Annotated in this window: 17 protein-coding genes; 5 read left to right on the top strand and 12 right to left on the bottom strand. The window is 47.8% G+C overall.

Going from position 1 to position 24,234, the window contains the following annotated elements; genetic code table 11:
- Nucleotide 1: 1 nt before the first annotated feature.
- The 6 genes from B9N89_RS04050 to B9N89_RS04025 form a co-directional block, all read right to left on the bottom strand.
- A complete protein-coding gene (locus B9N89_RS04050; RefSeq protein ID WP_159455129.1) occupies nucleotides 2-2,446 on the bottom strand; it encodes a hypothetical protein in 2,445 nt (814 codons plus the stop codon).
- A gap of 161 nt (nucleotides 2,447-2,607) precedes the next feature.
- The gene (locus B9N89_RS04045; RefSeq protein ID WP_159455128.1) at nucleotides 2,608-3,510 is read right to left on the bottom strand and encodes an ImmA/IrrE family metallo-endopeptidase; all 903 of its coding nucleotides are present in this window, start codon (nucleotides 3,508-3,510) and stop codon (nucleotides 2,608-2,610) included.
- 134 nt (nucleotides 3,511-3,644) lie between these two features.
- On the bottom strand, nucleotides 3,645-6,002 hold the full coding sequence (locus B9N89_RS04040; protein ID WP_132315100.1) for a tetratricopeptide repeat protein: 2,358 nt from the start codon (nucleotides 6,000-6,002) through the stop codon (nucleotides 3,645-3,647).
- A gap of 105 nt (nucleotides 6,003-6,107) precedes the next feature.
- Nucleotides 6,108-6,584, bottom strand: a complete 477-nt coding sequence (locus B9N89_RS04035) for a hypothetical protein (RefSeq protein ID WP_132315102.1) — start codon at nucleotides 6,582-6,584, stop codon at nucleotides 6,108-6,110.
- Nucleotides 6,585-6,681: 97 nt separating this feature from the next.
- Nucleotides 6,682-7,158 carry a pantetheine-phosphate adenylyltransferase gene (coaD, locus tag B9N89_RS04030; RefSeq protein ID WP_132315104.1) on the bottom strand — a complete coding sequence of 159 codons (477 nt, stop codon included), beginning with the start codon at nucleotides 7,156-7,158 and terminating at the stop codon, nucleotides 6,682-6,684.
- A gap of 1 nt (nucleotide 7,159) precedes the next feature.
- Nucleotides 7,160-7,753 (bottom strand): RsmD family RNA methyltransferase, encoded by a 594-nt coding sequence (locus B9N89_RS04025; RefSeq protein WP_132315106.1) that lies wholly within the window; start codon nucleotides 7,751-7,753, stop codon nucleotides 7,160-7,162.
- Between the two features lie 121 nt (nucleotides 7,754-7,874).
- Between B9N89_RS04025 and speA the strand changes: the two genes are divergently transcribed.
- The 3 genes from speA (at nucleotide 7,875) to B9N89_RS04010 (ending at nucleotide 11,403) form a co-directional block, all read left to right on the top strand.
- Nucleotides 7,875-9,809: a biosynthetic arginine decarboxylase gene (gene speA, locus B9N89_RS04020; protein WP_132315108.1), complete on the top strand. Its 1,935-nt coding sequence runs from the start codon at nucleotides 7,875-7,877 to the stop codon at nucleotides 9,807-9,809.
- 104 nt (nucleotides 9,810-9,913) lie between these two features.
- A complete protein-coding gene (locus B9N89_RS04015; RefSeq protein ID WP_132315110.1) occupies nucleotides 9,914-10,393 on the top strand; it encodes an STAS domain-containing protein in 480 nt (159 codons plus the stop codon).
- A gap of 26 nt (nucleotides 10,394-10,419) precedes the next feature.
- Nucleotides 10,420-11,403: a sensor domain-containing diguanylate cyclase gene (locus B9N89_RS04010; protein ID WP_132315112.1), complete on the top strand. Its 984-nt coding sequence runs from the start codon at nucleotides 10,420-10,422 to the stop codon at nucleotides 11,401-11,403.
- A gap of 19 nt (nucleotides 11,404-11,422) precedes the next feature.
- On the opposite strand, the gene B9N89_RS04005 is transcribed toward B9N89_RS04010, so the two are convergent.
- From B9N89_RS04005 to B9N89_RS03980, 6 genes are all read right to left on the bottom strand, one after another.
- Nucleotides 11,423-11,848, bottom strand: a complete 426-nt coding sequence (locus B9N89_RS04005; RefSeq protein ID WP_132315114.1) for a hypothetical protein — start codon at nucleotides 11,846-11,848, stop codon at nucleotides 11,423-11,425.
- 11 nt (nucleotides 11,849-11,859) lie between these two features.
- Nucleotides 11,860-13,581 carry a DUF6178 family protein gene (locus B9N89_RS04000; RefSeq protein ID WP_132315116.1) on the bottom strand — a complete coding sequence of 574 codons (1,722 nt, stop codon included), beginning with the start codon at nucleotides 13,579-13,581 and terminating at the stop codon, nucleotides 11,860-11,862.
- A 119-nt stretch (nucleotides 13,582-13,700) separates the two neighbouring features.
- Nucleotides 13,701-14,453: a hypothetical protein gene (locus B9N89_RS03995; protein ID WP_132315118.1), complete on the bottom strand. Its 753-nt coding sequence runs from the start codon at nucleotides 14,451-14,453 to the stop codon at nucleotides 13,701-13,703.
- A 68-nt stretch (nucleotides 14,454-14,521) separates the two neighbouring features.
- Nucleotides 14,522-15,535 (bottom strand): type 2 periplasmic-binding domain-containing protein, encoded by a 1,014-nt coding sequence (locus tag B9N89_RS03990; RefSeq protein ID WP_132315120.1) that lies wholly within the window; start codon nucleotides 15,533-15,535, stop codon nucleotides 14,522-14,524.
- Nucleotides 15,532-16,833 (bottom strand): glutamate-1-semialdehyde 2,1-aminomutase, encoded by a 1,302-nt coding sequence (gene hemL / locus B9N89_RS03985; protein ID WP_200820658.1) that lies wholly within the window; start codon nucleotides 16,831-16,833, stop codon nucleotides 15,532-15,534. The genes B9N89_RS03990 and hemL overlap by 4 nt, the downstream gene beginning before the upstream one ends.
- A gap of 151 nt (nucleotides 16,834-16,984) precedes the next feature.
- Nucleotides 16,985-20,662 carry a transglycosylase domain-containing protein gene (locus B9N89_RS03980; RefSeq protein ID WP_159455127.1) on the bottom strand — a complete coding sequence of 1,226 codons (3,678 nt, stop codon included), beginning with the start codon at nucleotides 20,660-20,662 and terminating at the stop codon, nucleotides 16,985-16,987.
- 209 nt (nucleotides 20,663-20,871) lie between these two features.
- Here B9N89_RS03980 and B9N89_RS03975 point away from each other — a divergent pair, with 209 nt between their 5' ends.
- On the top strand, nucleotides 20,872-21,933 hold the full coding sequence (locus B9N89_RS03975; RefSeq protein WP_132315126.1) for a trypsin-like peptidase domain-containing protein: 1,062 nt from the start codon (nucleotides 20,872-20,874) through the stop codon (nucleotides 21,931-21,933).
- Between the two features lie 107 nt (nucleotides 21,934-22,040).
- Complete coding sequence (tkt, locus tag B9N89_RS03970; RefSeq protein WP_132315128.1) at nucleotides 22,041-24,002, top strand: transketolase; 1,962 nt, start codon at nucleotides 22,041-22,043, stop codon at nucleotides 24,000-24,002.
- Nucleotides 24,003-24,234 lie beyond the last annotated feature (232 nt).

Raw genomic sequence — 24,234 nt, 5'->3', positions numbered from 1 at the left:
ATTAGGAGGCTTGGGGGAGTGCTTCGGTCGGATAAAACAAACGAACACCCTCCACCTCTAGGATGATACCATCAGCGTTCTTTATCAGAACGAAGGTTTGCCCACCCAGAGAAAAGCTTTTTTCTACGTTCGGAGCTAGAGAACTAAGATCAAAATCAACAAAAGCTCCAGAATCAAAGCTTAGATGAAGCATGGTATCGATTACATCCATGCCCGAAAACTTAAACACTTCGGACGTTTTAATGGGTTTTCGCGGACTGGAGGCCATGGGAGTGATCGAAATCGTCTCTTCCGCCATATTTGCCAAGTCATCATCTGATTCGGCATCATCTTCGATAGGAGATAGCTCGCCCTCATCCAGGTCGTCAAGATCAAGGTCATCGAGATCGTCTTCGTTGAGATCGTCTAAGCCAGCTTCTGCCTCTTCAATATCATTCTCAGCGAGTAGCTCCTCGGTATCATCATCGAGGTTGTCCTCTGCAAAATCCTCTTCCTCCAAGCTGAGGTCTTCGAGATCATCAGCAACCAAATCGTCCGTAGCCGACTCTTGGCTGCTCTCTTGATCGACTTCTGGGTGGGACTCTAGCATACCCAACGCAGATTCCCGATCGTCAGCATTCACATCAGAGGGAGTGCTTGCTAACACTTGAGCTTCTTCATCGATATCTGCTATCAGTCGATTTTCAAAGTCCTCTTCATCAGTATCGGATAGGTCATCGATTTCCTCAAACTCCGTGTCCGCCTCAGGGCTTGCAGCACTGGAACTCGCCGCGGGAGCGGCTTGGGCCGGAGTCTCACCAAACACGTCATCCGCTGAAAGATCTTCTATTTCAGGTTCATCGCCGTCACTATCAATGCTGTCTGCGCCTTCATCGATAGCCTCCAGGTCAACCTCTCCATCTTCGATGGGAATATCATCCTGAGCAAGCTGATCCTCAACAACCTCGACGCTAGTGTCATCAAGGTCCAGCTCTAAGTCGTCATCCAAGCTAGGTTCATCTTCGGATAGATCGCCATCATCTAAATCAATATCGAGGTCTATATCGTCATCGACGACGTTTTCACCAAGACTCACATCGTCATCAATTTCATGATCACTTTCACTTAGAAGCTCCATTTCGGAGTCATCAGCCTGAGACTCCTGGGCCCCTGCTTGATCAGAGGCTGCGGCATCGTCGTCGAGATCCAGATCATCCTCAAGGGCTAGATCATCATCGTCAACAGCTTCATCGGCAGCTTTTTCGGGCTCGATCTCACTGCTATCTCCAACATCGTCAAGGCTGAGATCGTCACCAAGATCGACCTCATCCAAATCTCCATCGAGATCGATATCATCTGCCACAAGATCAGCATCAGCTTGATCGATTTCAGCATCGACTTCCATGCCTTCGCCAGCTGACAAAGCATCTTCTTCATTGTTTGCTGTAGACTGCTCATCTAAATCGATCTCATCATCAAGCTCTAAACCTTCCGCTTCATCAGATATGGTATCTCCACTTTCTGATAACTCACTATCGTCGCCTAGGGCCGATTCGTTGTCTTCCACCATTAAGTCTGAGTCATCAAGCTCGCCAAGTTCATCAAGCTCATCGTCTCCCACCTCAGCTTCGACTTGGCTTCCACCTACCTCACCTGCATCCTCGATATCAAGATCATCATCAAGGTCCAAATCATCATCGCTGACCTCACTCTGTTCTAAGGAGTCTTGCCCCTGATCACTTTCCGGGGCTCCTCGGTCATCGGTCAAATCAGGCTCTGCGTCCCCTCCAGCGAACGGGTCATGCTGCACCGCTGCATCCTGACTGTAGGGAGCTAAGGCTTCTACAAAGTCACTGATGCCACAGCGATCGATGACTTCAAGGAGGGACTCATCATCTTCTACCTTATCCGCATAGAGAGTCACGACGTTTTTTATGAGGTCTGGTAGCTTGTCCGCAGGGACACCCTCCGCCACAAATGAAGCTAGTTCAGGCACCTGCTGATTTTTGCCCCCAAGACTAATCCGATAACCATTGGCTTCGCCAACGACAGCGATATCTAATGTGTGGCAAGGAGTGCAGCATTTGAAGCAACCATTGATTCCAATCTTTAGTGGCGACTCAAGACTCAACTCTGCGAGGGTCTTAGCCAGATCCATGGCTGTCCCTAGTGCATCCTGTTCGTGATCGCTACATAATTCCCCGAGGCATGTCACCGCTTGATGTAAGCCTTGCTGATAATGCCTCACACCTAGTCCGCAAGCCTCTAGCTCCTTGGCAACGCGAGCAGCTTCCTCTTCTTTGACAAATAGCCCTAGACGCTGATCTTCTGTAGCTTTGACAATGGCAAGATCGTTAGCACAAAGCTCGGCAACTTTTTTCAGCTGAACGGAATTATAGATGCCTCCGGGAGCTTCCGTGGACAAAAATAGTGTTCCGTTTTTCAATTTGAACAGCTTTTCGCTCACCTTCCGCCTCAATGTGTTAGGACAGGGATTACTAGTCATGTCGGATGGTTGAAGAAAGACTTTAAGCGATGGGGATTCGTTCAGGTAAATTATTGTAATTATGAGGGATTTAAAAAGGAGGGGTATCCCTCCTGTAATACGTTTAGCTGCTTATTCGCTAGCTAGTTTAAGTTTTCAAGGTAGTCACGAAGTCTCTGATTCATGAGAGCCTTGGACACCCAGAAAGTTTCTGCCAATTGCATAACAATGTCGAGACTACTGTCGATTTTTTCCACTTCTGTTCGCAAGATATCAGCGGGAATCAGCAGCATGCCAGCGAAGATATTGGACTGAATCTCCAATACCTCATCAGGGGCTTTCTTCATCATATGGGCAACTGCTTGCCCTGAGCGACAGAGATACTTATAAAGTTCTTTGGCAATCAGAAAACGAACGTAGGGGCGCATCTCACCGCCCTTGTACCTAATATTGACCTGTAGCGCCTCATCCTGCCCCTCTTGATCGACAGCAATAGGATCTTCAAGGCTTTCATCAGCTTGCAGCGAGATATTGGAGTAGAGCTGGAAAACCTCAGGAATATAAATAGGAGCTTCGTGAAACTTGCCAACCGTTAAAACATGATTTGCGATTTTTGCAACCTCTGGTCGGTTGATATCAAAAAGCTCTTCAAATGTTTTTAGCTGGCCCTCGATCTGCCATTTATCTGGATTTTTAAAATATTCCTTCTTCAAGTTTTCTAGGGATTTGCCACCAAGAGAAAAGCTTCCATAGCCTTTGAACTCAAAAACAGCTTCTTCTAGGCCAACCTTGCCACTAGCAATATCGATTAGCAATCGCTCGTCGATATTGAGATGATCAGCAATGCTTTTAAGGGTTGCTAGGGCTCGGATATTCTTTTTGCCTTTTTTCCAATGACTACAATCAGCGGGATCGTAGCCTAAAATCGCCCCAACATCTTGGTCAATGACCTTGACGTTTCCTTCATATCGAATCTCAAGTGCCTCTTTGCAGAAACGAAACAGGGTTGCTGAGTGGGGATACCGATTTGCTTCAACCTTTTTCATGGTCGCTCCCAGTTTTGTCGTATCATTCCAGCCTTGGAACATACAAAGGTAGTTTGGTTTTTTTCTTATACAATTAGAAACAATTTTTTTCTTAGGGTCAAGCCGATGCCCCATAAATCTTGGCGTGTTTTTGATCAGATCTCAAGCTGTATCGCTGTTACAATGTGATACTTAGAAAACTTTTGAAGTGGGTCATCTGAGTCACGACTTTCCTGCGAAATTCCAATTTTAAAGTTACCATCATGCTCCATATCAAAGCGATAGTGAACGCCGAATTTGGTGTCAATGTCAGTTCTGCTTGTGGTAGCATCAGGGAAGACCTTCTGCCCTAGGGACAAGTCAAGGTCGATCACTGACAAACCCCAAAATCTTAACAGATACTCAAGCTCTAAGCTGGTTGAAGAATAGGAGTCTGCGGCCACGAGATCATTGGTGAAAGTTCGGCTTAGATAGATCAGCCGAACATTAAATTCTTGCCGAGGTTGCTGCCATGCTCGCCCCCCGAAGCCGAACCTGAGTAAGCGCGACGAGCGATCTGAAGCAACTCCTTGCAAATCACCACTTAAGGGATCAATTATGTCTGCCCTGCTAGGAACGGGATCTTTATAAACCCCAAGATCGAAAATTAATTCAGGTTGCCAAGACAGGTCTTGGTAGCGGTAATTATTTTCTAATATCAAACCATCTAGTGCCCGTTCGGATCCTAAAACCAAGGTCTGGATATAGGCTCGGCCTCGCAACCACTTGCGCCTACCAAAATAATATTCAGAATAGATTTTTTGATCGACCTGATCCACCTCATGCAGAGCCTTTTTAATCCACCCCAAGCGACGGACATCGTAGCCAAAGCTTAGTCCAGATGCACGGCCTTGCATCACGTACCGCCATATTTTGGCCGAAGCCTGGTAGCCAAACCCAGACAAACCAGTGATATCGTCTTGGAAGGATAGGTTTTCTTTGTCCGATGTCTGGAACAAGTTAGTATCAAGAACAAAACCTAGGGATCCGTTAGCACCCCAGCGATTGAAAATAACCATAAGGTCGCGGAAACGATCGATACTATCCATAATTCGCTGATCTTCTGCATACCAATTAGACTCTTTAAAGTATCGATCAGCAAGTGGAAAATCTTTGTTACGAAAGGCAATCACCCCCAAGTAGTAATATAGCACCTGTCGATCCCCAAAGTGCTTGCCATCAGCAGCTTTGATAAACCAATCCCGAGCCTTATCCCAATTGTTGTTTTCAAAATATCGCAAGCCAATGGAGTAAGCCACAGCCCCACCTTGAACGCTTTCGTAGCTCGCTTTGAGCTGCTGGATGGCAAGCTTGCCAAGATTGATTCCGCCGAGCGCATCACCTTGCAGCCAACGCCAGCGGGAAGACGTTTTAAACTCTTCACCAGCCTGTTGCAACAACCACAAGGCTTGGCTGTAGTCTCGCCCCTGAAGCAGAGCCTGGCTGGCTTTCATGGGGTTTTTAACGTCTAAGCCAAGGACCTCACCAGGGTAACGCCGCGGCTTGCCCTCAAGAACGGGAAAGAGTAATTCTGGGGTCGTTCGACGAAAGATATATCGCACCTTCTTTCGGGGTAGAATTTTTTGTAGAAATGGTTTCTTACTCTTGCGTACGAGCAGCTTGGTTCCTGCCACCTGCCAATGAACCGGGGGAACCGCCTCGCTGAGCACTGGATCCTTGATAATTCTCACCTGGCCACTAAACACATAGAGCATCGCCTGGTCTGGAGCCCTAGGGTGATACTCCACGGCAAAATCTGCAGCATTACTGCCATCAAGCTGAAGCCAGTCTCCCACAATTACGGTCCAGTTGGGTATATTGCCTCGATCGAGTTGCCGGCTTCTCAGCATTCCCTCTTGCAAAAGGATCAAACGTCGTTTCTCGGCTTGCACCAATCTTGCTTGTGAACCAGGTAATAGAAAATGCTCATCCTGCTTTAAACGGCCCAGCTGAATGGTGCCACCGGACGACTTCAGCTTTTCGTCCCAGTCTAGGTTTCTTGCTAAGGTTTTCAATACATATAATTTGTCATCACGCCACGAAAATGCACTACCCTGAACAGCTAAGGCATAAGGCTCCTCTTCAGAGAAGCTCGATGACTGCTGTTCCAACTCCTGAAAATCCGGTGTAATCAAGGCTGGGGGCGAGGTATTGAGCTTCTCCTTAACCAGAAGATAGAAACTTACAAACTCCGACCCCTTATCGTTGGAAACAATAGTTATGATTTTGTAAGCGCCAGCCTGCCAGGAGCCGGTGTCCACCCGACAATCAATCCCATCACAAAGCTTTTCCTTGCTCAGCCACCACTGAATCAGATCATTCTCCGAAGAACTCTTCAAGCGCAATGAGACGATGTCACCACGATTCACAACGACTCTTGTTTGGGAATGACCTAGAATCTGAGGCAAGCCCGGTGATTCGGCCCTCAGTTCTAAACTAATCCACGCTAGAACTATTAGAGTCAGGAAGCGCAAAAAGGTTCTCCATCATAAAATCCATCACGATAGAGATCGGACACTAGGCAGCATCACTCAAAGTCCTCAGAAGGCTGATTGTGCCTAGTATGCCGCGAGAAACTCTTAGCTAGTTTGATCTAAAAAGCGGAAAAACGCCCGTTCGTCCTCATCCAGTTCGGTGGGTTGCTGACACTCCGAGCAAAGTTGATCTGTGGATGAGTCAATCAACTCTTCGGGATCTCGATCCCCTGAGAATAAGATGGACTCCTCATGACCGCAGTGGGGACAAGTGAAGGCTCCGTAAAATGATAGGATATGGCCATGGCCAATAAAGCGTGGAAAAATATTGATCTGTTGGATCACTTCGTGGCTGCATTCTTCGTACTCTATCTTGCGACCAGTTTCGAAGCTACTCAAAAAAGCTAGCCAAAAGCGGGCACCGAGGCTAGTGACACAGTCAACTTCCTTGAAATTAAACCTAACGTTATTGCCCATCGACTGACCGAGACCCTGACAGCACTCCTTCACAGATTCGTTCATGGTGCCATCGAAGGCAATGATATCTAAGTTGCCATGTTTCTTGTGCCTGTAGGAAAACATAGATCCCCGCCGATGTACTTTGACCTGAGTCACTTCTCGGAGCGGCTATCGAAACCATAAGCGATACGCAGCAGATAGGCCTAAGACAGCTGTTATCTTAAGAGTTTTTCTGGCTCATCCGAGCCACCACCATTGGCGGAACAAACGAGCTGACATCACCGCCATGGACGCTCAATTCCTTCACCAAGCTTGATGAAACATAGGCAAATTGAGACTTGGTAGGGAAAAAGACAGTCTGAATCTCGGGAGAGATCTTATGGTTGGTCATGGCCATCGGCATCTCATAGGAAAAGTCAGCCTCAGTTCTAAGCCCCCGGACCAAGCAGGTAGCATTTTCCTTACGAGCGAAGTCGACTACCAAACCGGCGAAAGCCTTGACCGAAATTTCGGGGCGATCCTTATAGATATCTTGAATGATCTCAACCCGCTCCTCGTCGCTAAACAAAGGGCGCTTGCTACTGCTTTGACCAACCCCAATAACGAGGCGATCAAAAACGTGCAGGGCTTGCTCGACGATATCCTCATGCCCTAAGGTAAAAGGGTCAAAGCTACCGGCAAAAACTGCAACCTTCATATTATTCCTCTCCAAGCCTTTCAAAGATCGTGATGAAAGTTCTTCCATATCGTTTATGTTTTGATTCGCTCCAGATCGCCAGGGACCTAAGATCTTCGATGACTGGTAACCCTCTTTGATCACACTCGACGATCATCTTACCTCCGGGGACTAGAACCCGAGCGGCTTCCTTTGCCAAGCCTGGCAAGAGATCAACAACCTGATCGTAGGGGGGATCGATCCACAAGATATCAGCCGCATCGGAGCCCTGGGCTGTCAGAACCTTCACAGCATCGCCTTGAATAATCTTCATAGTGATGTGCCTTTGATTGGCCAGGGCACGAGTTTCCATCAAGGCTTTATTTTCGCGGAGGCACTTAACTGCTGCCAGCGATTGGTCGATGAACAGGCTGGAACGGCAACCTCGGCTTAAGGCTTCGAAACCTATAGCCCCCGAGCCACTGAAAACGTCAATCACTCTCGCGTTGTGAAGATCAAACTGGAGCGAGTTCCAGACCGCTTCTCTTGTTCTTGACGCAGTAGGACGAGTATGTAATGCTGGAGGACTTTTGAGGGTGAGGCCGCGACACCAGCCCGAATTTAATTTGATTGCCATCGGAGACTTCCTCGTCTAATAGAGATCGGTCGCAACGTTAAGCCAAGGGCCTAGACAATAGTTCTTTAGAATTCATTTTTCATTAACATTTTGAATTCCTGTTTCCAATAGAGGTCGTGACATGAATATACAACAAATTCAAGAGGCTAGAGAGCAATACGGAATCGAAGGCTGGGGCTCCGGCTATTTTGGCATTGATGACAATGGTAATGTTGTCTGCCACCCCACCGGTGAAGAGCACCTTTCGATCGATTTGCCAGACCTCGTGGAACAGGCAAAAGAGAACGGCATTTCAGCCCCTATGATTCTGCGCTTTCCACAGATCATTGAGAACCAGATAGCGAGGCTTCATCATGCCTTCAAAGAGGCCGTCTGGGAATATAGCTATGAAGGGGGTCACCGAGCCGTTTTCCCTTTCAAAGTGAACCAAAGGCGAGAGTTTATCGACCACATCGTTCGCTGTGGCTCCGATTACCACTATGGCCTTGAAGTGGGTAGCAAGCCCGAGCTACTGGCAGCAATGAGTTATAATCTATCCGAGAAAGCTCTGTTTATTTGTAATGGTTTTAAAGACCGTGAATTTATCGAAACGGGCTTCATTGCCAAAGCCATGGGTAAAAATGTGGTTCTTGTGGTTGAAGGTCCTGACGAGCTTTCCCATATCATCGATCTAGCCAAGGAAAACCCTGCGCTCTGTCCAGATATTGGTATTCGCGCGAAACTCTACAGCCGAGGCTCTGGCAAATGGGCGAAGTCCTCCGGGGAGTCTTCTAAGTTTGGCCTGACCACAGTAGAGGTTTTGCATTGTATGTCGCTACTTAAGAGCGCGGGCATGGAAGACCGCTTGCAAATGCTGCATTTCCATATTGGCTCTCAGGTAACTGAAATCAAGCGCATTAAAAATGCGATCAAGGAAGCGTCTCGGGTGTTTGCAAAGGTAACCCACATGGGGTTTTCGCCGCAATTTTTGAACATCGGTGGTGGTGTTGGGGTTGACTACGACGGCAGCAAAACATCGTACCAATCCAGTGCTAACTATTCACTTCAAGAGCTTGCTAACGATGTGGTCTATGAAATTGGCGAAGTTTGCAAGCGAGAGAAGATTCAAGCGCCACAGATTGTAACCGAAAGTGGCCGCGTAATTGCAGCCTATCACTCCATTGTTGTTGCCGACATTCGTGAGGTGCAAAGCACCGAGAGCTTCTCGGCAGCAGAGGGGTTTGAACTCGACTTTAATGAAAATACCAATCACAAAAGTTTGGGCGAGCTGAAGTACATTATAGAAAACATCAATCGCAAGAACTACATCGAATACTATCACGATTCTATTGAGTACTATGAAGAAATGTTTACCCTCTTCAACTTAGGCTATGTGAATCTTGAGGAACGTGCTCTTGCGGAGCAGATGTTCTACCGGATCTGTCGCCGGGCCTTGTACTTTTCATCATTTGAGAAACATGTTCCCGAAGAGTTCGAATCTTTGCAGCAACGAATGGTGAGTAAGTTTCTCGCAAACTTCTCCATCTTTCAATCCATTCCAGACGCTTGGTCTATCGACCAACTGTTCCCGGTCATGCCTTTATCACACCACGAGCAAAAGCCAACGCACAAGGCGACCATCGTGGATATCACCTGTGATTCTGATGGCTGTCTGGAACGCTTTATCGATCGCAAGGACTTTCGCCAGACTCTTGACTTGCACTCTCCAAGCGATCGGCCCTACTACCTTGGCTTTTTCTTAGTGGGCGCTTATCAGGAAAGCTTGGCTAACGAGCACAACCTGTTTGGGGCTATCAACGAGGCCGAGGTCTATATCGATGAAAAAGGCGATTGGGAGATCAGAAAGACCACCATAGGCGACCCAATTGAGGAATTGCTAAACACCCGTAACTACGACACCCCTGAGATCCTGACGAGCCTCAGCAAGCAGTTAGAATCAGCTTTTTCTGAAGGTAAGCTTCCTGGTGACGTGAAAGATTCTTACCAATCCCGCCTAGAAGTGATGATGGCAGGCTCCCCATACCTTAGAGAGTCCAATAAAAACAAATATTTATAGATACAACCGCCTAGTATGAGGGAAAACCCGATTTTTCCCTCAAGGATTCCCACTCAAGACCGATCTTTTCCTTAGATTTGGTTTAGTTTTTAACGGTGGATGCGATGGGTATTTCCATTAATCTCGTCCAGAAGGACAACTGGGATCTTGTAGAATATGTCGGGCCGATCGATGCTGAAGCAGAGGTGCACCTAGAGCAACTCTTATCGAAGTTGGGCTCGCAGATTAAGTTCAACTTCAAGCAAGTTGAATCGGTAAATTCTTGCGGGGTACGTAGTTGGATCAATTTCATGCGCGAGTTGGAAAAAGGCGATCGCAAAATCGTTTTCGAAGAGTGCACGAGCGAGATCGTGATGCAGATCAATATGATCCCCAGTTTCAAGGGCAAAGCAGAGGTCAAGTCTGTGTACGGTTGCTACATTTGCGATGAATGTGGCAACGAAGAATCGGTTCTTTTTGAAGCCGGAAAGAACTTACCAAGTGGCCCGATTACCGAACTTCCAGGGAAGGCGTGTTCTCAGTGTGGATCTGAGATGGAGCTAGAAGAGATGGAAGAGGAGTACTTCGCTTTTCTAGCTGCTTAAGGAGCGTTCGAAAACCATGAAGGTACATGATGTCTGAAGCTGCCAACAGTTTAGAGCAAAGACAGACCGTCGAGCAGGTATTTGGCAAGTTCTCTCACTTCGCCAAAGTGCTTCTTGACGCCTATGCTGTGGTTGACAAAAATGGCAAGGTCGTAAAAGCTAATCAGCTTTTCGCTCAGCTCACTGGCATTAAGATGAGACAGATCTTAAAGACTGAGTCAATCAATGAGTTGCTCGAATTCTCTGTGAACGATGATGTTATTGGCATTGAAAATCTGCTCGAATATGAATCCCCGATTCGCATCGACGAGGTACGAGGTAAGACCAATAGCGGCGCAGAACCGAAGAACCTTATTTTAGGCCTTTATCCATTTTTTAATGACGAAAAAAGCGAGAAGCTCGGTGCCTTCCTAATCATGAGGGATGTCACAGCAGAAACGAATCTCCAGGATCAGTATAAAGACAAGGCTATCCAGTCCATTACTGACCCTCTCACGGGATTGTTTACCCGAGGCTACTTCGAAGAGTACCTTACTGGACAAGTCACTAGAATGGAAAACAAGGCTGCTAAAGATCGATACCCAATTTCAATCGTCATGTGTGACATCGACTTTTTCAAGAAGGTGAATGATCAGTACGGTCACCAAGCCGGCGACTATGTGCTCAAGGTCGTTGCAGAACTGATGCGCAAAACATTTCGGAAAACTGATGTATGCTGCCGCTATGGTGGAGAAGAGTTCCTGGTCATACTACCCGCAGCAAATTTTGAGAACGCGGGCCATGCCGCAAACAAGCTGCGGCATGCGGTTCAAAAAGCGCAGATTGTGTTCGAGGAGACTCATATTCCTGTCACCATTAGCTGCGGCGTGAGCACCATCAATATTGGTCAAGAGAGCTATGAAGAGACCATGGCCCGCTCCGATGCAGCCCTCTACGAAGCCAAGCGCAGCGGACGAAATCTCGTGTGCCTGCATGATGGTGATCAAATTATTCCCACAGACAGAGACTAGATCCTAACGGCTCAGGGTTTTAGGCCTGCTCGTTTTCTTGAAGGAACTGGTCAGCCATCGCTTCTAACTTGCGATTCAAGATCTGGCCTTTAACTTGGAAGTCTACAGCCTCATAGTTGAAGTCGCTCCAGTCAATAGGTAAGTAAAGGCTTTCCTCTTCCTCTAGAAGAAATTCTTCGAAGTAGATATCGAGATAATCGACTAGGAAGAGTGCTGCTTCGCTAGCCTTCATCTCTTCCGCCTCAAACATCACCCTACCCTCGACTGGATAGTAGAAGCTCTCATCAGGGTTTTTGAGAAGTATACAAACATAGACCCCCGGACCATCTTTCCTAGCAGAGACCGAAAAACTACGCCCCTTGAGAGCAATTTTATATTTGGCATTCATGGCGGTAGCCAATTCCTGGCATTCTTCTGGAGTTATAAATTTTTCCTGCTCTTGCATGGACTATCTCCTTAGTTCGAACTGATAAGGTGATCGGGTGAACGCTGGTTTTCATGGCTAACCATAAGGCCGGCAGTAATATCATCAAATAGGCTCATCGCCTTCTGGACACCCTGGCTAAGGTAGTCTTGGTATCCTAAGTCCCAGTTCTTGCTAGTTTCCAAGAGTGTTGTCATCATTAAAGTCACAAACTCATCATGCTTTGTCTTTAGCTCCATCTGGCTTAGCGCCATGAACGACTCTAAGATATCGCGATCCAAAGCCTTAAACGTAAACTCCTGCGTAATCAGTCCATGAACAAAGGCTGTACTTAAAAGCTTTTCTAATGGCCCTGTACCTTGAGCAACCTGCTTCATGTAGAATAAGCCTGAAAGGCCCAGAGCATAGTCTCGAAGCAAGCCGAAATCTGACATCGATCCGATAGGACAGAACTTAAGTTGGTTACGATCCCCCTGAAACTGCGGTGTCATAGGAAAGCGATTAAACAGGCCTTTCAAGATTTCACTTGCTTCAAAGCCAAGCACATCACTTAACACGCGATCGATATGGAATAGTATTTGGCCCCACTGCCCACCTTGAAACAGAACCTTTAACTCCTCGGCTCCTTGAATCTCGGCTTCCATCATCCGATCGATCAAACGCTTTCTTAGATCCTGAATCAAGGAAACGCCAACTCTAAATAGAGTTTTAGCATGTTCCTGCTTGAGAATAGCAAGGCCACGATCGGTATCTCCATCTGAAAGATAATCCAAGCCAAGGCCGACCAAAGCACGACATTGCTCTAGAACACGATTAAGCCCATGCAAGTCTTCTGGCTCAACCTGGGCTGCACTGCAAAGGGAGTTGGCTAAAAAAAGCAGCTGCTGATGAACTTCAAACTGCTCATCCATAGTCCACTGCCTTTCCTGAGCTAGGACTAGAATGCTCATGAGATAGGAGCCAGCAGCCGTGGGTTGAGCTACCGCACCCTGGCGACGAGGACTACTTTCGCTCCAGCGATCTTTGAGGTGCTGCAAATCAATCGGTGTAAAACACGATAGGCTCTCCTCATAGGGTACAAAACCATCCTCTTCAAGGCGAGCCATGCGGAACTGGCGAATAGCTTCTTCACTCTCACTGGCAAGCGCAAACGAGGCATGACCGAGAATTGAGTAAGCGTAGCGAAGATTATGCTCGCATATGGACGAGATAAGTTTCAAAACGAAAGATACCGTTTCCGGGTCGTCGCTAAACAAGCGATAAAAAACTTGCTGGCATGGCATTGCGTGGACAAGGTCTTGCTGTTCTTGGGTCATAGCCTCATATTCTTCCAAGTCGAAGACTTCTACCAGACCAGCAAGAATGCTAAGTTGGTATTCTTCGTCAAGGTAGGCAAAGCGTCGGTACAGCTCTGCAGAACTGATTTCGCCAAAGTAGTTCAGCAACTCATACACTTTTTTAGGTACAAGGCGGTCTTTGCTCCAGACATCGTAATCAACAATGCGGGCCACTTGATCATCTGTGAGATGAGGCAGTACATCAAGGCAATCAGCAATTCCCTGGCGTTTCAGACCGTAGTATAAAGGCTGCGTTGGCAGGGACTGGATAATTTGCTTGGCATCTGGACTCTGAAGAATCGCATGAAAGTCTATGCCTGCGAGAAATCCTGACGGTTGCCCTGGTTCCCAGGGTAAGCTTTTGTGCCCGGCATCGAGCGTCGATGCCACACTAGTCTCGGACAAACGGCCTGCCATATGTTATCCTTTATGATACTTGATTTTCTCTGAGGACACGGGTTGCCATCGTTACGGCCCCGGATAAGCATGCCAGTATAGCAGTAAAACATCAGTCTTTCAACCAAGAAATCCATCGCTTAGAGCCCTTTCAAATACTCCGCCAAAGGTACGGCATTAGTCAGTAGGAATGCTGGCAGAGCCAGTAAAAGCTCAATTATTCCTTGCTGTTCCTGAAATTCATCAAGCTTTGCAATGCGAGCCTGGCTCAGCCGCATGCCCTGCTCTTCAGTCATGGCACGCTTTTCTTGGTCGTAGCTGGTACCGGTCTCTTGTTCAAGACGAGAAAACTCGGCAAGGAAGGTAAAATTGGAGTCGCTGGAGCACCGGGTAAATAGCGCTTCCAACCAGGGTAAAGACTGGCGTTCATCAAGGAGCCAATCCTGAGCCAACTGAACTTGAACCCAAAGATAGACCCCGCCAACCCAAATTCCCCCTAGAAGACTTAAAAATAGATCAACTCCTGTGGGAAGCCACTGACCTCCCCAAACAAACCGAACCGCAGATGCAAAAGAAATGGTCATTAAGACTTTCATTTTCAAAGCTGTTGCCAGGGACGATGCCTTCAAGCAACGCCTCTCCCCAAGAACAAGTTGTTGCTGGAAGGCTCCGATGGATTCTCTAGGACACTGACCCAACTGGATCTGCTGATCGACAAAGTAACGATAAGTGGTGAAGGTGGGGTGGTATTTAGCAAGTGGTGACAGAGTCAGATTAAGCCGCACCTGCCGGAGATCATTGTGCAAGGCTTGGATCATCTTGTCCCAGGGAACAAGCATGTAAGCGCTTTTAAAAAACAAAATTGCGATGATGAGAAGAGCTGAAAAAATCATAGCCCTCATCATAGAGTGAGAAGAGCTAAAGGGATAAGGACATAAACTCACTAGTTCGGACATCTTGCTTAGTGGATGGCCGAGGCCTCCCGTTCCTGCCAGCGAATCATCTTGATTTTAAAAGCATCATCATCCATAGGCTTTCTGAGGAGTGGCTTGGCGAGATGAAGGTAAAACATGAGGCTTCGAAAATCTTCAGCTACCAAACGATAGTTTAACTGCTTCCAAACTCCAGAAAGGTCGATACGCTGCCCCTGGCTGTTGAGAGGTGCAATATCGGGAAGATAACTGGACGGTTCGACTTTCATCCGCGCCTGGGCTAATTCCGCAGCTTGGATAACTTGCTGCTTCGCCGCCTGGGAGGGAGAGCGCTTGCCTTTCTGCAATACAGATGCAACGAACGGCATTTCGGTAAGCTCCATCCAAAGATCAACCAAGTCGATCACCGAATGGTATTGACTGCGCTTCGTTAATCCTTCCCGACCTTGCTTCAAATCGAGACATACTCCCTGATAACCTTTAAAGGATGCGGCGCTACCTTGCATCATTTCATTGGTTTCATAGGCATTGGCACCGAATAATAGGCGGTACAAGATTCGAGCCAGACTCGCATAAGAACCGCAACCCCCATTAAGATTTAAGAAGGGGATTTTTTTAAACCGAGGTTCTGCAAGTGATTTGCTTGCATCCCAGATATAGGCCGCAGCCGCGCGAAGATCGTCGCTTTTTTGCAAGTTCGCCTGGCTAAAGATTTCCTTGAGCGCAGATATCCTTGGTGACAGCTTAGACTTAAATTCGTCGCAGTTTTCGATCGTAAGATAGGCTAGATTTGCTGAGCCAACAAGAACTTCGCCCACTGGCAAGGCCAACTCGAATTCCGAATCCTTAATGAGTCGATCCGGCGAGCATAAAACCAAGCTCACATCCTGGTCTCTCAAAAGTTCACTCAGGGCCTCCTGGCCGAGTCGATGAACCAATGCAGGGTTCTGCTTTTCAAACTCTCGACTAAAAGGCACGAGAGTCCATCCGGAGGAACAGCCTAAAACCGAACCTTCCGGAAAATTTTCCTCTAAGGTTTTCATGAAGCTTGGCTCATCGTTGAAAAAACTTTTGCTGCAGCTTCGATTGTGGCGTCGATGTCATCATCGGAGTGAGTTGTCGAAACGAAACCCGCTTCATACGCGGAAGGAGCAAGATAAACCCCCTCATCAATCATAGCTGCAAAGAAGTGGTTAAAGGCCTCGATATTAGCCGCCTTGGCATCATCAAAGTTCTTTGGCATGGCTTCACTGAAAGCGAAGCCAAACATTCCACCTTCGCTGTCGGAACTGAGAGTTACGCCATTTTTACGCGCAGCATCTCTTAGCCCGACTGCCAATCGATTAGTACGATTCGAAAGCTCTGTAAAGCTATATTTATTTTCCAATAATTCTAAGGTCTTCATACCGCAGGTTACAGCCAGTGGGTTACCAGATAAGGTTCCCGCCTGATAAACAGGCCCTGCGGGAGCAACCTTATTCATCACATCGCGGCGTCCGCCATAGACTCCAATGGGCATTCCACCACCGATCACCTTGCCGAACGTAGACAGATCTGGCTTTACTCCAAACAGGCCTTGGGCACAGTTCAAGTGAACCCGAAACCCAGTCATCACCTCATCGAAAATCAGCAAAGTCTGATGCTCATCACAAAGCTTGCGCAAGCCTTGAATAAACTCCTGACTCGGACGAATAAAGTTTGCATTCCCTGCAATGGGCTCAATGATGATGGCCGCTACTTGCTCCTTGTTCTCGTTGAGTAGAGCTTCCGTCGCGGCGAGATCGTTGAATGGCGCGACCAAAGTGTCGTGGGTAGCACCTTCTGGAACTCCGGGGCTTCCTGGGATTCCAAGTGTAGCTACCCCAGATCCTGCTTTTACTAACAGCATATCGGCATGACCATGATAGCAGCCATTATACTTGATCAGCTTATTACGACCTGTAAATCCTCTCGCCAATCGTAGGGCGGACATACATGCTTCTGTTCCACTTGAAACAAAGCGCATCATCTCCATGCTGGGCACAAGCTGACGAATCTTTTGAGCTAGTTTAGTTTCAATTTCAGTGGGCGCACCGAAGGAGAAACCTTTGCTCATAACGTCGCTCACGGCGGATACCACTTCAGGATGCGCGTGCCCTATAATTGCAGGTCCCCAGCTCCCAATATAATCGATGTAGCGATTGCCATCTGCATCGTAGAGGTAGGGACCTTCCGCTCGCTCGATAAATAAAGGCTCTCCGCCAACGGCACCAAATGCCCTAACAGGGGAGTTGACTCCCCCAGGGAGAATTTCTTTGGCGTCTTTAAACAGATCCTGAGATTTATGTCTATTTAGTGGCATGAATAACCTCATTCAAGAATATGACACAGATAAGCTGACTTATAGGCACATGGCTGTGGTAGCACCTGCCTCCTTTATTAGGGGACTCAGGGCGAATAATCTAGCTTCTTTTTAATCCGCCACATCGTCCATAATAAAAAAGGAAGGGAGATTACCAAAGCTCGTCATCCTCAAGACGACCTTCGGAGTCTGACTCCTCTTCGTTTGCAGGCTTATCGCTGGTGCGAGGCAACGGTGCCGGAGCTGGCGTAGGAGTCACACGTGCCTCTTGAGGTATTGATGAACTTCCCAATCCTGAGTCGGTGTCATCGGGGCTTGGGGATAGCTCTAGCTCATCACCCTCGTCCATTTCACCATCGTCGCTATACTCAGGATCCCCACTCACGTCCTTTGGTTCGGAAGCTTCAGTATCTTCTTTTAAGAACGGCTGAAACATCCGGCGCGGGGATCGCCCACGCTCATCAGACTTCATCGCAATTTGGACGTATGAGTTGATCGATCGCGTGCGTGCAAACTCATTCATAAATGTTTCACCATCCTTCGCAAAGTTAGTGAAACCGAACGATTCACTATCGCCCTGGTTTGAAGCTCGAATGATGGTTCCACGGGGAAGGTCGACTTTGGTTCCACTGGTGCATTCATGAAACTTCAGAGGCCAAACCTGACGAGATATGAGATTCAAATCGAATTTATCTAGGTACTCCCCGTACTCTTGCACCTTCAAGAGACCTTTAGCGTAGTCAGTCCAAACTGGTAAGGCTCCCATGGCACCTGAGATTCTAAATGGCCCCCGCTGCATGGTTTGATTGAGATCGTAGCCAACATAGGACGCAATCACATTCGCTCCCTCCATCGGGTCCAATGCAGCTCGGGCGGACGAAGGATAGGGCACATAACCAGCAAAGTAAGCTGTGGTGTAGTCGTTTGTAGTTCCAGTTTTACCATAAGCGGGAATCCTTATTTTACCCTTCCGCTGACCTGCTGAGATCCCTGCTACCTCACTAAGATCCAGATAGAGTTCACCCCGTGCCCGACGGCCTGTGCCATGGGTTACAACCTTTCTCAAAATCTCGCCCATCTGCGCTGCATAGCACGGATCGACCAGTTGAAACTCTTCTTTCTTCGCTTCCCATAACACATTGCCATCCCGATCTTCAATCCGCCGAACAAAGTTCAACTGATTCTGAGGACCTTCTTCAAAGAAGCGGTAAATCTTACCACTCTTGAAAGTCTGATAGACCTTGGCTACTTCAGCCACACTAACTTCATTGGTACCCAGGCCATAGGACAACACTGGCTCTAGCCGCGAGTAAACGCCCATCGCACGCCCTAGATCCACGAGATACTTCAAGCCAACAGCGATTTTAAAGTCATGGTGATGAAAATACTGGTAAAGAGAGTATTTATCTTTTTGCGTCATCACCAAGCGGTAGCGATCTTCAACGCCTGCACGAATCTTTTCGTAGTATTTTAACGGTAGATAGGCATCCAAAAGGATATCGTCGAGTTGGATATTAGACTGGCCACCTAGACTATCCATGCCGCCCCAAATCGCTTGCACATCCAGTGGATTTAGAGATCGCCCTGGAGGGGGCTGAAGTGTTATTTCTTCATCAGGCTTGGTAGGAACATACTCTTCCCCTGGCAACTCCCGGACATAACCAAGAGTCGGACGGCTTGAAGAACTCATAACCCGAAACCGAGACAAAATCGTTGTTAAAGCCTCATCCATGAAAACCCCTTCGGGCCCGATTCTCTGGATCTCTTGGCCAAGGCGATCCCAATCCTCTCTTGCGCTTCTCGCTAGAACACCCATTCGCTCGTAATTCCTTTTGAGCAAATTAATCCGTGTTGCCCGCTCACGATTCGAAATTTCGTCAGGCTCAATGAGATAGAGGTTTTGTAGCTCTGCTAGGTAGCCACGTCCCCACCATAGTTTGCTTAAATCTCGGAGCAGAGATAATCGCCCAGAGAACACGAGATCTGGCTTCATATCCTCGATCGTACGGCCGAGCAGATACTCTTTAATACCACTATTATCCAATTGAACCCCAGTTTCCTTTGCCACTCGATAGTGATAGTCCCTCGGAGCTTCGTCGTCTTCGGGGAGCAAGCCGGAGCTACCTAAAAGAGTTTTAAACTCGTCAAAGTTAAGCTTCGATAGTAAGTTTTTCGTAAGATAAATGGTTGCTAGGTTCTCAGACTTAACACCGGCCCACAGAAGCGAAACGTCTTTATATGGGCTTTTGTGGTCAGGCCTAGGGAAGTAATAAGTACCCTGAATGGAAAATAAGCGTCGCTCGTTATCTAATTGATCGAGAACGCTCCAGCCTAGCTGCAACGCAGCAAAATAGACCACTGACTTGAAAACTGAACCTGGCTGTCGTGCAGCAAACATCGCCCGATTGTAGCCCTTGTTGTCAAACCCAGCGACAACCGACCGAACTTCGCCCTTGTCCACAGATATCAAACCACCGTTGATACTGGGGCGCTTTTTAATTTCAAGGACAGCTTGATTCGTATCCTTATCGTAACTCATGACCTCGACGAATATAATATCCCCCACCTTAGTGGTGTTCAGAATCTCATCGAGGTGAAACTTGTAGCCTTTGTAGGTGGGGAGATTCAAAATCTTTGCTGTTCGAATGAGAGATTTTGAGGGCACAACCCCCTTCGGCAAACCGAAGTCGACAAAGATCTTAGGATCCTTGCCTTTGACAATTTTATCAACTTTAGCATAGTAAAACTGGTTAACTTCTAGGGAGCGAAGAGGTTTGAAAAGCTCAGGATCTTCTACCCGATAGCCCTGGAGTATGGTTTCCAGTCGAGACAAATTTCGTCGCATGGCTAGTTGCGCAACATCTTGCATCTTTTTATCAATGGTGGTGTAGATCCTCAACCCAGCGTGATTCAACTCTTGAATCGAATCCATCCCTAAGGCATCGAGAATCTCTTTCTTATCAAGCTGACCACGCACCAATGAGACCAGTGCAACCTCTCGGGTACGGAATTTTCCACGATTGAATGGTACCGGCTGATCCCAAGCGTCTTTCAGTTCAGCTTCACTTATCCAACCTTGTTCATACATTCGTCGCAGAACATAGTTTTTCCTGCGATTCGCTTCAAGCAAGGCCTTATCACGCTTTGCTTTGGTATACTTGATAAAGGGATTATATTTACTAGGAGCCTTCACCGAACCTGCGATGAATGCCCCTTCGATCAAGTTGATATCTTGCACGTCTTTATTGAAATAGTATTTCGCAGCAATCCCAATCCCCTTACCATTAGCAGTGACGTGGAATTGGTTCAGATAGAACTCGAGAATCTGCTCCTTGGAGTACATCCTCTCCAACTGCAGAGCTCGGATCATCTCTTTAAACTTCCTTTTGAAGGTATGCTCCCGACGATCCAGAATATTTTTTACCGTTTGTTGGGTGATGGTCGAACCACCGCGACGAAAGCGAAGACCGGAAGAGACCCCCTCCCAAAAGGCCTTTGAAATAGCAATTGGGTCGACCCCAGAGTGGTTGTAGTAGTTTTTATCTTCGGAAGCTACCATGGCTCGAATCATGTGGGTAGGAATCTCGTCAATAGGAACGTAACTACGATGAGACTCATTGAAAAAGCTTCCCAACTTCTGCTCTTCATTGAGCGTGTAGATTGTTGTCTCTTCGTTAATTCGTGCCAGGATAGTAGACTTTTTAAGTTCAGAAACATCCCCAAAATAAACCTGGAAAACAACCACCGAGATCACTCCGAGTCCTGCGGAGAATCCAGCTACTGTTACTAGGAGAAGAGCATAGAGTGAATACTTCTTAACGTTTTCCAATGGATATTGTTCCTTATGATGATGACCGCGTGCAAATGCCCTCAATCAAAGAATTATTGCTTGATATCATTAATAAGTCTAGCATTTGATCCTTGGTCCGTAACACCGCCATAGCTATCAAGGCCAGACTAGGCAAGCTTTACCGAGTTCAGATCGCCGAATCAGTCCTATCCTAAATATGGAGCCGGGTCAGTTGCAGAGGGACAGACATGCACCTAGTGATCGTACTGATCTCTATTATTTTCGCGACAGATAGTTATGGCCGCATCTATCAGAGCTTTGCTGATATAGCGGAACGGGCGATTCCCGGTGTGGTCAATATTCGTACGACCCAGTATGTGGCAGGTCGTGACGCCTTGCTCGACCCCTATCAGTTTTTTCTAAACGGTCGACTTCCTCGGGGAGCCAAGACTCACTCCCTTGGCTCAGGGGTTATCATGAAGCAAAGTGGCTACGTCATCACCAACTACCATGTAGTGGATGGTGCGGCAAAAATTGATGTCCTCTTCGCCAAGACCAAAAAGAAGGTTCGCGCCAAGCTAGTAGGTGCCGACCAAAAGACGGATCTGGCCCTACTTAAAATCCACCAGAGAGGTGAGGCTCGCCCCTTAGATTTCGGCGACAGTGACAGACTCCGCGTCGGAGACATCGTCCTGGCTATTGGCAACCCATTCGGCTTTGCTCACACCGTCACCAGCGGGATCATTTCTGCCAAAGGCCGCGTGATTGGCACTGGTCCCTACGACCGCTTCCTACAAACTGACGCACCCATACATCCAGGCAACTCTGGCGGCCCACTCATTGATATCAGGGGGCGCGTCATTGGTGTCAACACCGCTGTTAGTGCTCAAGGGGCTGGTATCGGCTTCGCGATTCCCAGCAACCTTGTTCAGTCGGTGGTAAAAGACCTGATCCGGCACGGTAAAGTCATTCGGCCATGGCTTGGAATTGTTGGTAAAAACATCCTCGCTCAAGATGAATTGGGGGACAACTACGATCCCTCCGGGGTGTATGGCGTCATTGTTGAAAACCTGATTGTGGAGGGACCAGCCTACCGCGCTGGCCTCAGAATCGGTGACTTGATCATGGCTATGGATGGCAAAAAAATATTTGATCTCAACCAGCTACAGCGTTTTTTAAGCCAAAAGGCTCCAGCCTCTCGGGTAACATTGAAAATCTATCGTCGCAGAACAGGTTTTGTGAACTTAACCGTAGCCTTAAGTGAAATTCCTGCCACCCAAGAATTGCCCCAAGAAAAAGACCTTTTTTAAAATAAGATAAGCCTAGCCAAAAACTTTGATGAACATTTGACGGTTCTCCCGTGCCTGGTTATACTCCGCCCGCAAATCGGAATCATATAGAAATCATGAGGGCTCCCATGAATGACATCCAGACCATTAACGTTCTGAAAGGTCTTGTTATCGATGGCGTTAGCAAGGCGAATTCAGGCCACCCCGGCGGCGCGATGTCCAGTATGGACTTTGCTTATCTCCTATTCTCTGAATACCTTAAGTTCGATCCCGATAACCCCGGATGGTTAGGCCGCGATCGATTCATCTTGAGTGCAGGTCACGAATCTATGTTGATCTACTCTCTCTTACAGCATGTGGGCTGGCTTGAGATGGATGACCTCAAAAAGTTTCGTCAGCTTCATTCACGCACCCCTGGCCACCCCGAAAACTACATGACCCCTGGTGTAGAGTGCACCACCGGACCTCTTGGTCAAGGTGCTGCCATGTCTGTTGGCTTTGCCATCGCTGCGAGGCATTTGGGTGCTAAGTTTGGCACCGAAGTTTTTAAGCAAAAGACCTGGGTTCTAATGGGTGACGGCTGCATGCAGGAAGGTGTGACCTTGGGAGCTGCATCTCTGGCTGGTCACTTAAAGCTGGACAACCTTGTTTGGTTCTACGATCGCAATAAAATCCAGATTTCTGGTCAGATCGATCGCTCTGTTTCCGATGATTACCAAAAGATTTTCGAAGGCTTTGGTTGGGATGTGCTTGAGGTTGATGGCCACGACCACAGCAAGCTAAGAGAAGCCATGGATCACGCACAATCAACTGGTCGCACGCAGCCTCTCTTGATCATTGGCGATACAACCATGGCCAAGGGCGCGTTTTCCATGGAAGGTAGCCACAAAACTCATGGTGCACCTCTCCCCCCTGAAGAAAAGGCTAAAACCAAAGAAAAAATGGGCCTCAAGGATGAAGAATTCTACGCTCCTGAGGACTCCATCAACCATTTCCGCCGAAACTTCGACAAACTTCGTAGTGAAGTCAAGCAATGGCATGCGATGCTCGATGAAAAGATGAAGGACGAAGGTTTCTCCGAACTATATCGCCAGTGCTTCGAGTCTGACTTTAGCCACCTCAAGGATATTGCTTGGGATCGCAGCAAGCCTGTCGCCACTCGCAATGCCTTCGGCGATGTTCTGGAATCATGGGCTGACCAACTCCCCAACCTGATGGGTGGTAGCGCCGATCTAGAGCCGTCAAACATGACTGGTGCATTTGCCAAAAAGGTCGGTGACTTCGATCGTGATCATCATGGCAATCGTAACCTTGCCTTTGGTGTCCGTGAATTTCCTATGTCCGCAATCTGTAACGGCATGGCACTTCATGGAGGAGTGATCCCGTTTGATGCAACGTTCCTTTCGTTCGCTGACTACTCACGTCCCGCTCTACGACTCGGTGCCATTCAAAAAGTGCGAGTCATCCATGAGTTCACCCACGATTCTTTCTATCTTGGTGAAGATGGACCCACACACCAGCCTGTAGAGCACGTGATGTCCCTGCGCCTGATTCCAGACTTTCTCGTCATGCGCCCTGCCGATGCTTTCGAAACTCAGGTGCTAATGAAAACGGCATTGGTTGAAAAGCGACCGTCAGCTATCTGTCTATCACGCCAGAAGCTCCCGATTCTTGATATCGATCTCGACACCGTCCAAAATGCTGGTCGTGGTGCCTATGTCGTACAAGACACCGAAGCTGAGCCAAATGTGATTTTGATTGCCACTGGCGCAGAAGTTGCGCTCGCACGAGCGACTGCCGCTGAGCTTACCGACCTGAATGTCCGTGTTGTGTCCATGCCATGTTGGAAGATTTTCGACGAGCAACCACAAGAGTATCGCGACGAGGTCCTTCCTCCACGAATGGTCAAGCGAGTCTCCATTGAGGCCGGCGTCACTCTTGGCTGGCAAAAGTATACCGGTAGTATGGGGCTTAACATTGGTTTCGATCAGTATGGTCATAGCGCTCCCGCTGGAGATCTAGAAAAACTTTATGGGTTTACACCTGATCAAACCGCGAAGAAAGTTCGCGATTGGTTAGCTCAAATTTAAGTCATCGATGACTATCTGAGGAAGCCTAGTTGCATGGCTTCCTCAGTCTTGCCACTGCACATGAGATCTCACCATCTCGTTAATTTACAAGCTATAGATCCCCTTGCCCTTAGGATTCCACTAACAAGTTAAGTGAAGCGGTTGTTTAATGCAGTTGATCAGCCCTTGCGATTCACGTTATCCTCCGATAGTTTTTATTCTCGAAAACCTGAAAAAGGCTCTTTTGGAGTCT

Source organism: Pseudobacteriovorax antillogorgiicola, assembly GCF_900177345.1.
Taxonomy (GTDB): Bacteria; Bdellovibrionota_B; Oligoflexia; order Oligoflexales; family Oligoflexaceae; genus Pseudobacteriovorax; species Pseudobacteriovorax antillogorgiicola.
This window is presented reverse-complemented; position numbering and strand designations above follow the sequence as displayed.

What these genes read in the sequence shown, in the direction of transcription:
- B9N89_RS04045 (WP_159455128.1), bottom strand. Translation starts at nt 3,510, where the DNA reads ATGAAAAAGGTTGAAGCAAATCGGTATCCCCACTCAGCAACCCTGTTT.
- B9N89_RS04035 (WP_132315102.1), bottom strand. Translation starts at nt 6,584, where the DNA reads ATGTTTTCCTACAGGCACAAGAAACATGGCAACTTAGATATCATTGCC.
- coaD (WP_132315104.1), bottom strand. Translation starts at nt 7,158, where the DNA reads ATGAAGGTTGCAGTTTTTGCCGGTAGCTTTGACCCTTTTACCTTAGGG.
- B9N89_RS04025 (WP_132315106.1), bottom strand. Translation starts at nt 7,753, where the DNA reads ATGGCAATCAAATTAAATTCGGGCTGGTGTCGCGGCCTCACCCTCAAA.
- speA (WP_132315108.1), top strand. Translation starts at nt 7,875, where the DNA reads ATGAATATACAACAAATTCAAGAGGCTAGAGAGCAATACGGAATCGAA.
- B9N89_RS04015 (WP_132315110.1), top strand. Translation starts at nt 9,914, where the DNA reads ATGGGTATTTCCATTAATCTCGTCCAGAAGGACAACTGGGATCTTGTA.
- B9N89_RS04010 (WP_132315112.1), top strand. Translation starts at nt 10,420, where the DNA reads ATGATGTCTGAAGCTGCCAACAGTTTAGAGCAAAGACAGACCGTCGAG.
- B9N89_RS04005 (WP_132315114.1), bottom strand. Translation starts at nt 11,848, where the DNA reads ATGCAAGAGCAGGAAAAATTTATAACTCCAGAAGAATGCCAGGAATTG.
- B9N89_RS04000 (WP_132315116.1), bottom strand. Translation starts at nt 13,581, where the DNA reads ATGGCAGGCCGTTTGTCCGAGACTAGTGTGGCATCGACGCTCGATGCC.
- B9N89_RS03995 (WP_132315118.1), bottom strand. Translation starts at nt 14,453, where the DNA reads ATGATTTTTTCAGCTCTTCTCATCATCGCAATTTTGTTTTTTAAAAGC.
- B9N89_RS03990 (WP_132315120.1), bottom strand. Translation starts at nt 15,535, where the DNA reads ATGAAAACCTTAGAGGAAAATTTTCCGGAAGGTTCGGTTTTAGGCTGT.
- hemL (WP_200820658.1), bottom strand. Translation starts at nt 16,833, where the DNA reads ATGCCACTAAATAGACATAAATCTCAGGATCTGTTTAAAGACGCCAAA.
- B9N89_RS03975 (WP_132315126.1), top strand. Translation starts at nt 20,872, where the DNA reads ATGCACCTAGTGATCGTACTGATCTCTATTATTTTCGCGACAGATAGT.
- tkt (WP_132315128.1), top strand. Translation starts at nt 22,041, where the DNA reads ATGAATGACATCCAGACCATTAACGTTCTGAAAGGTCTTGTTATCGAT.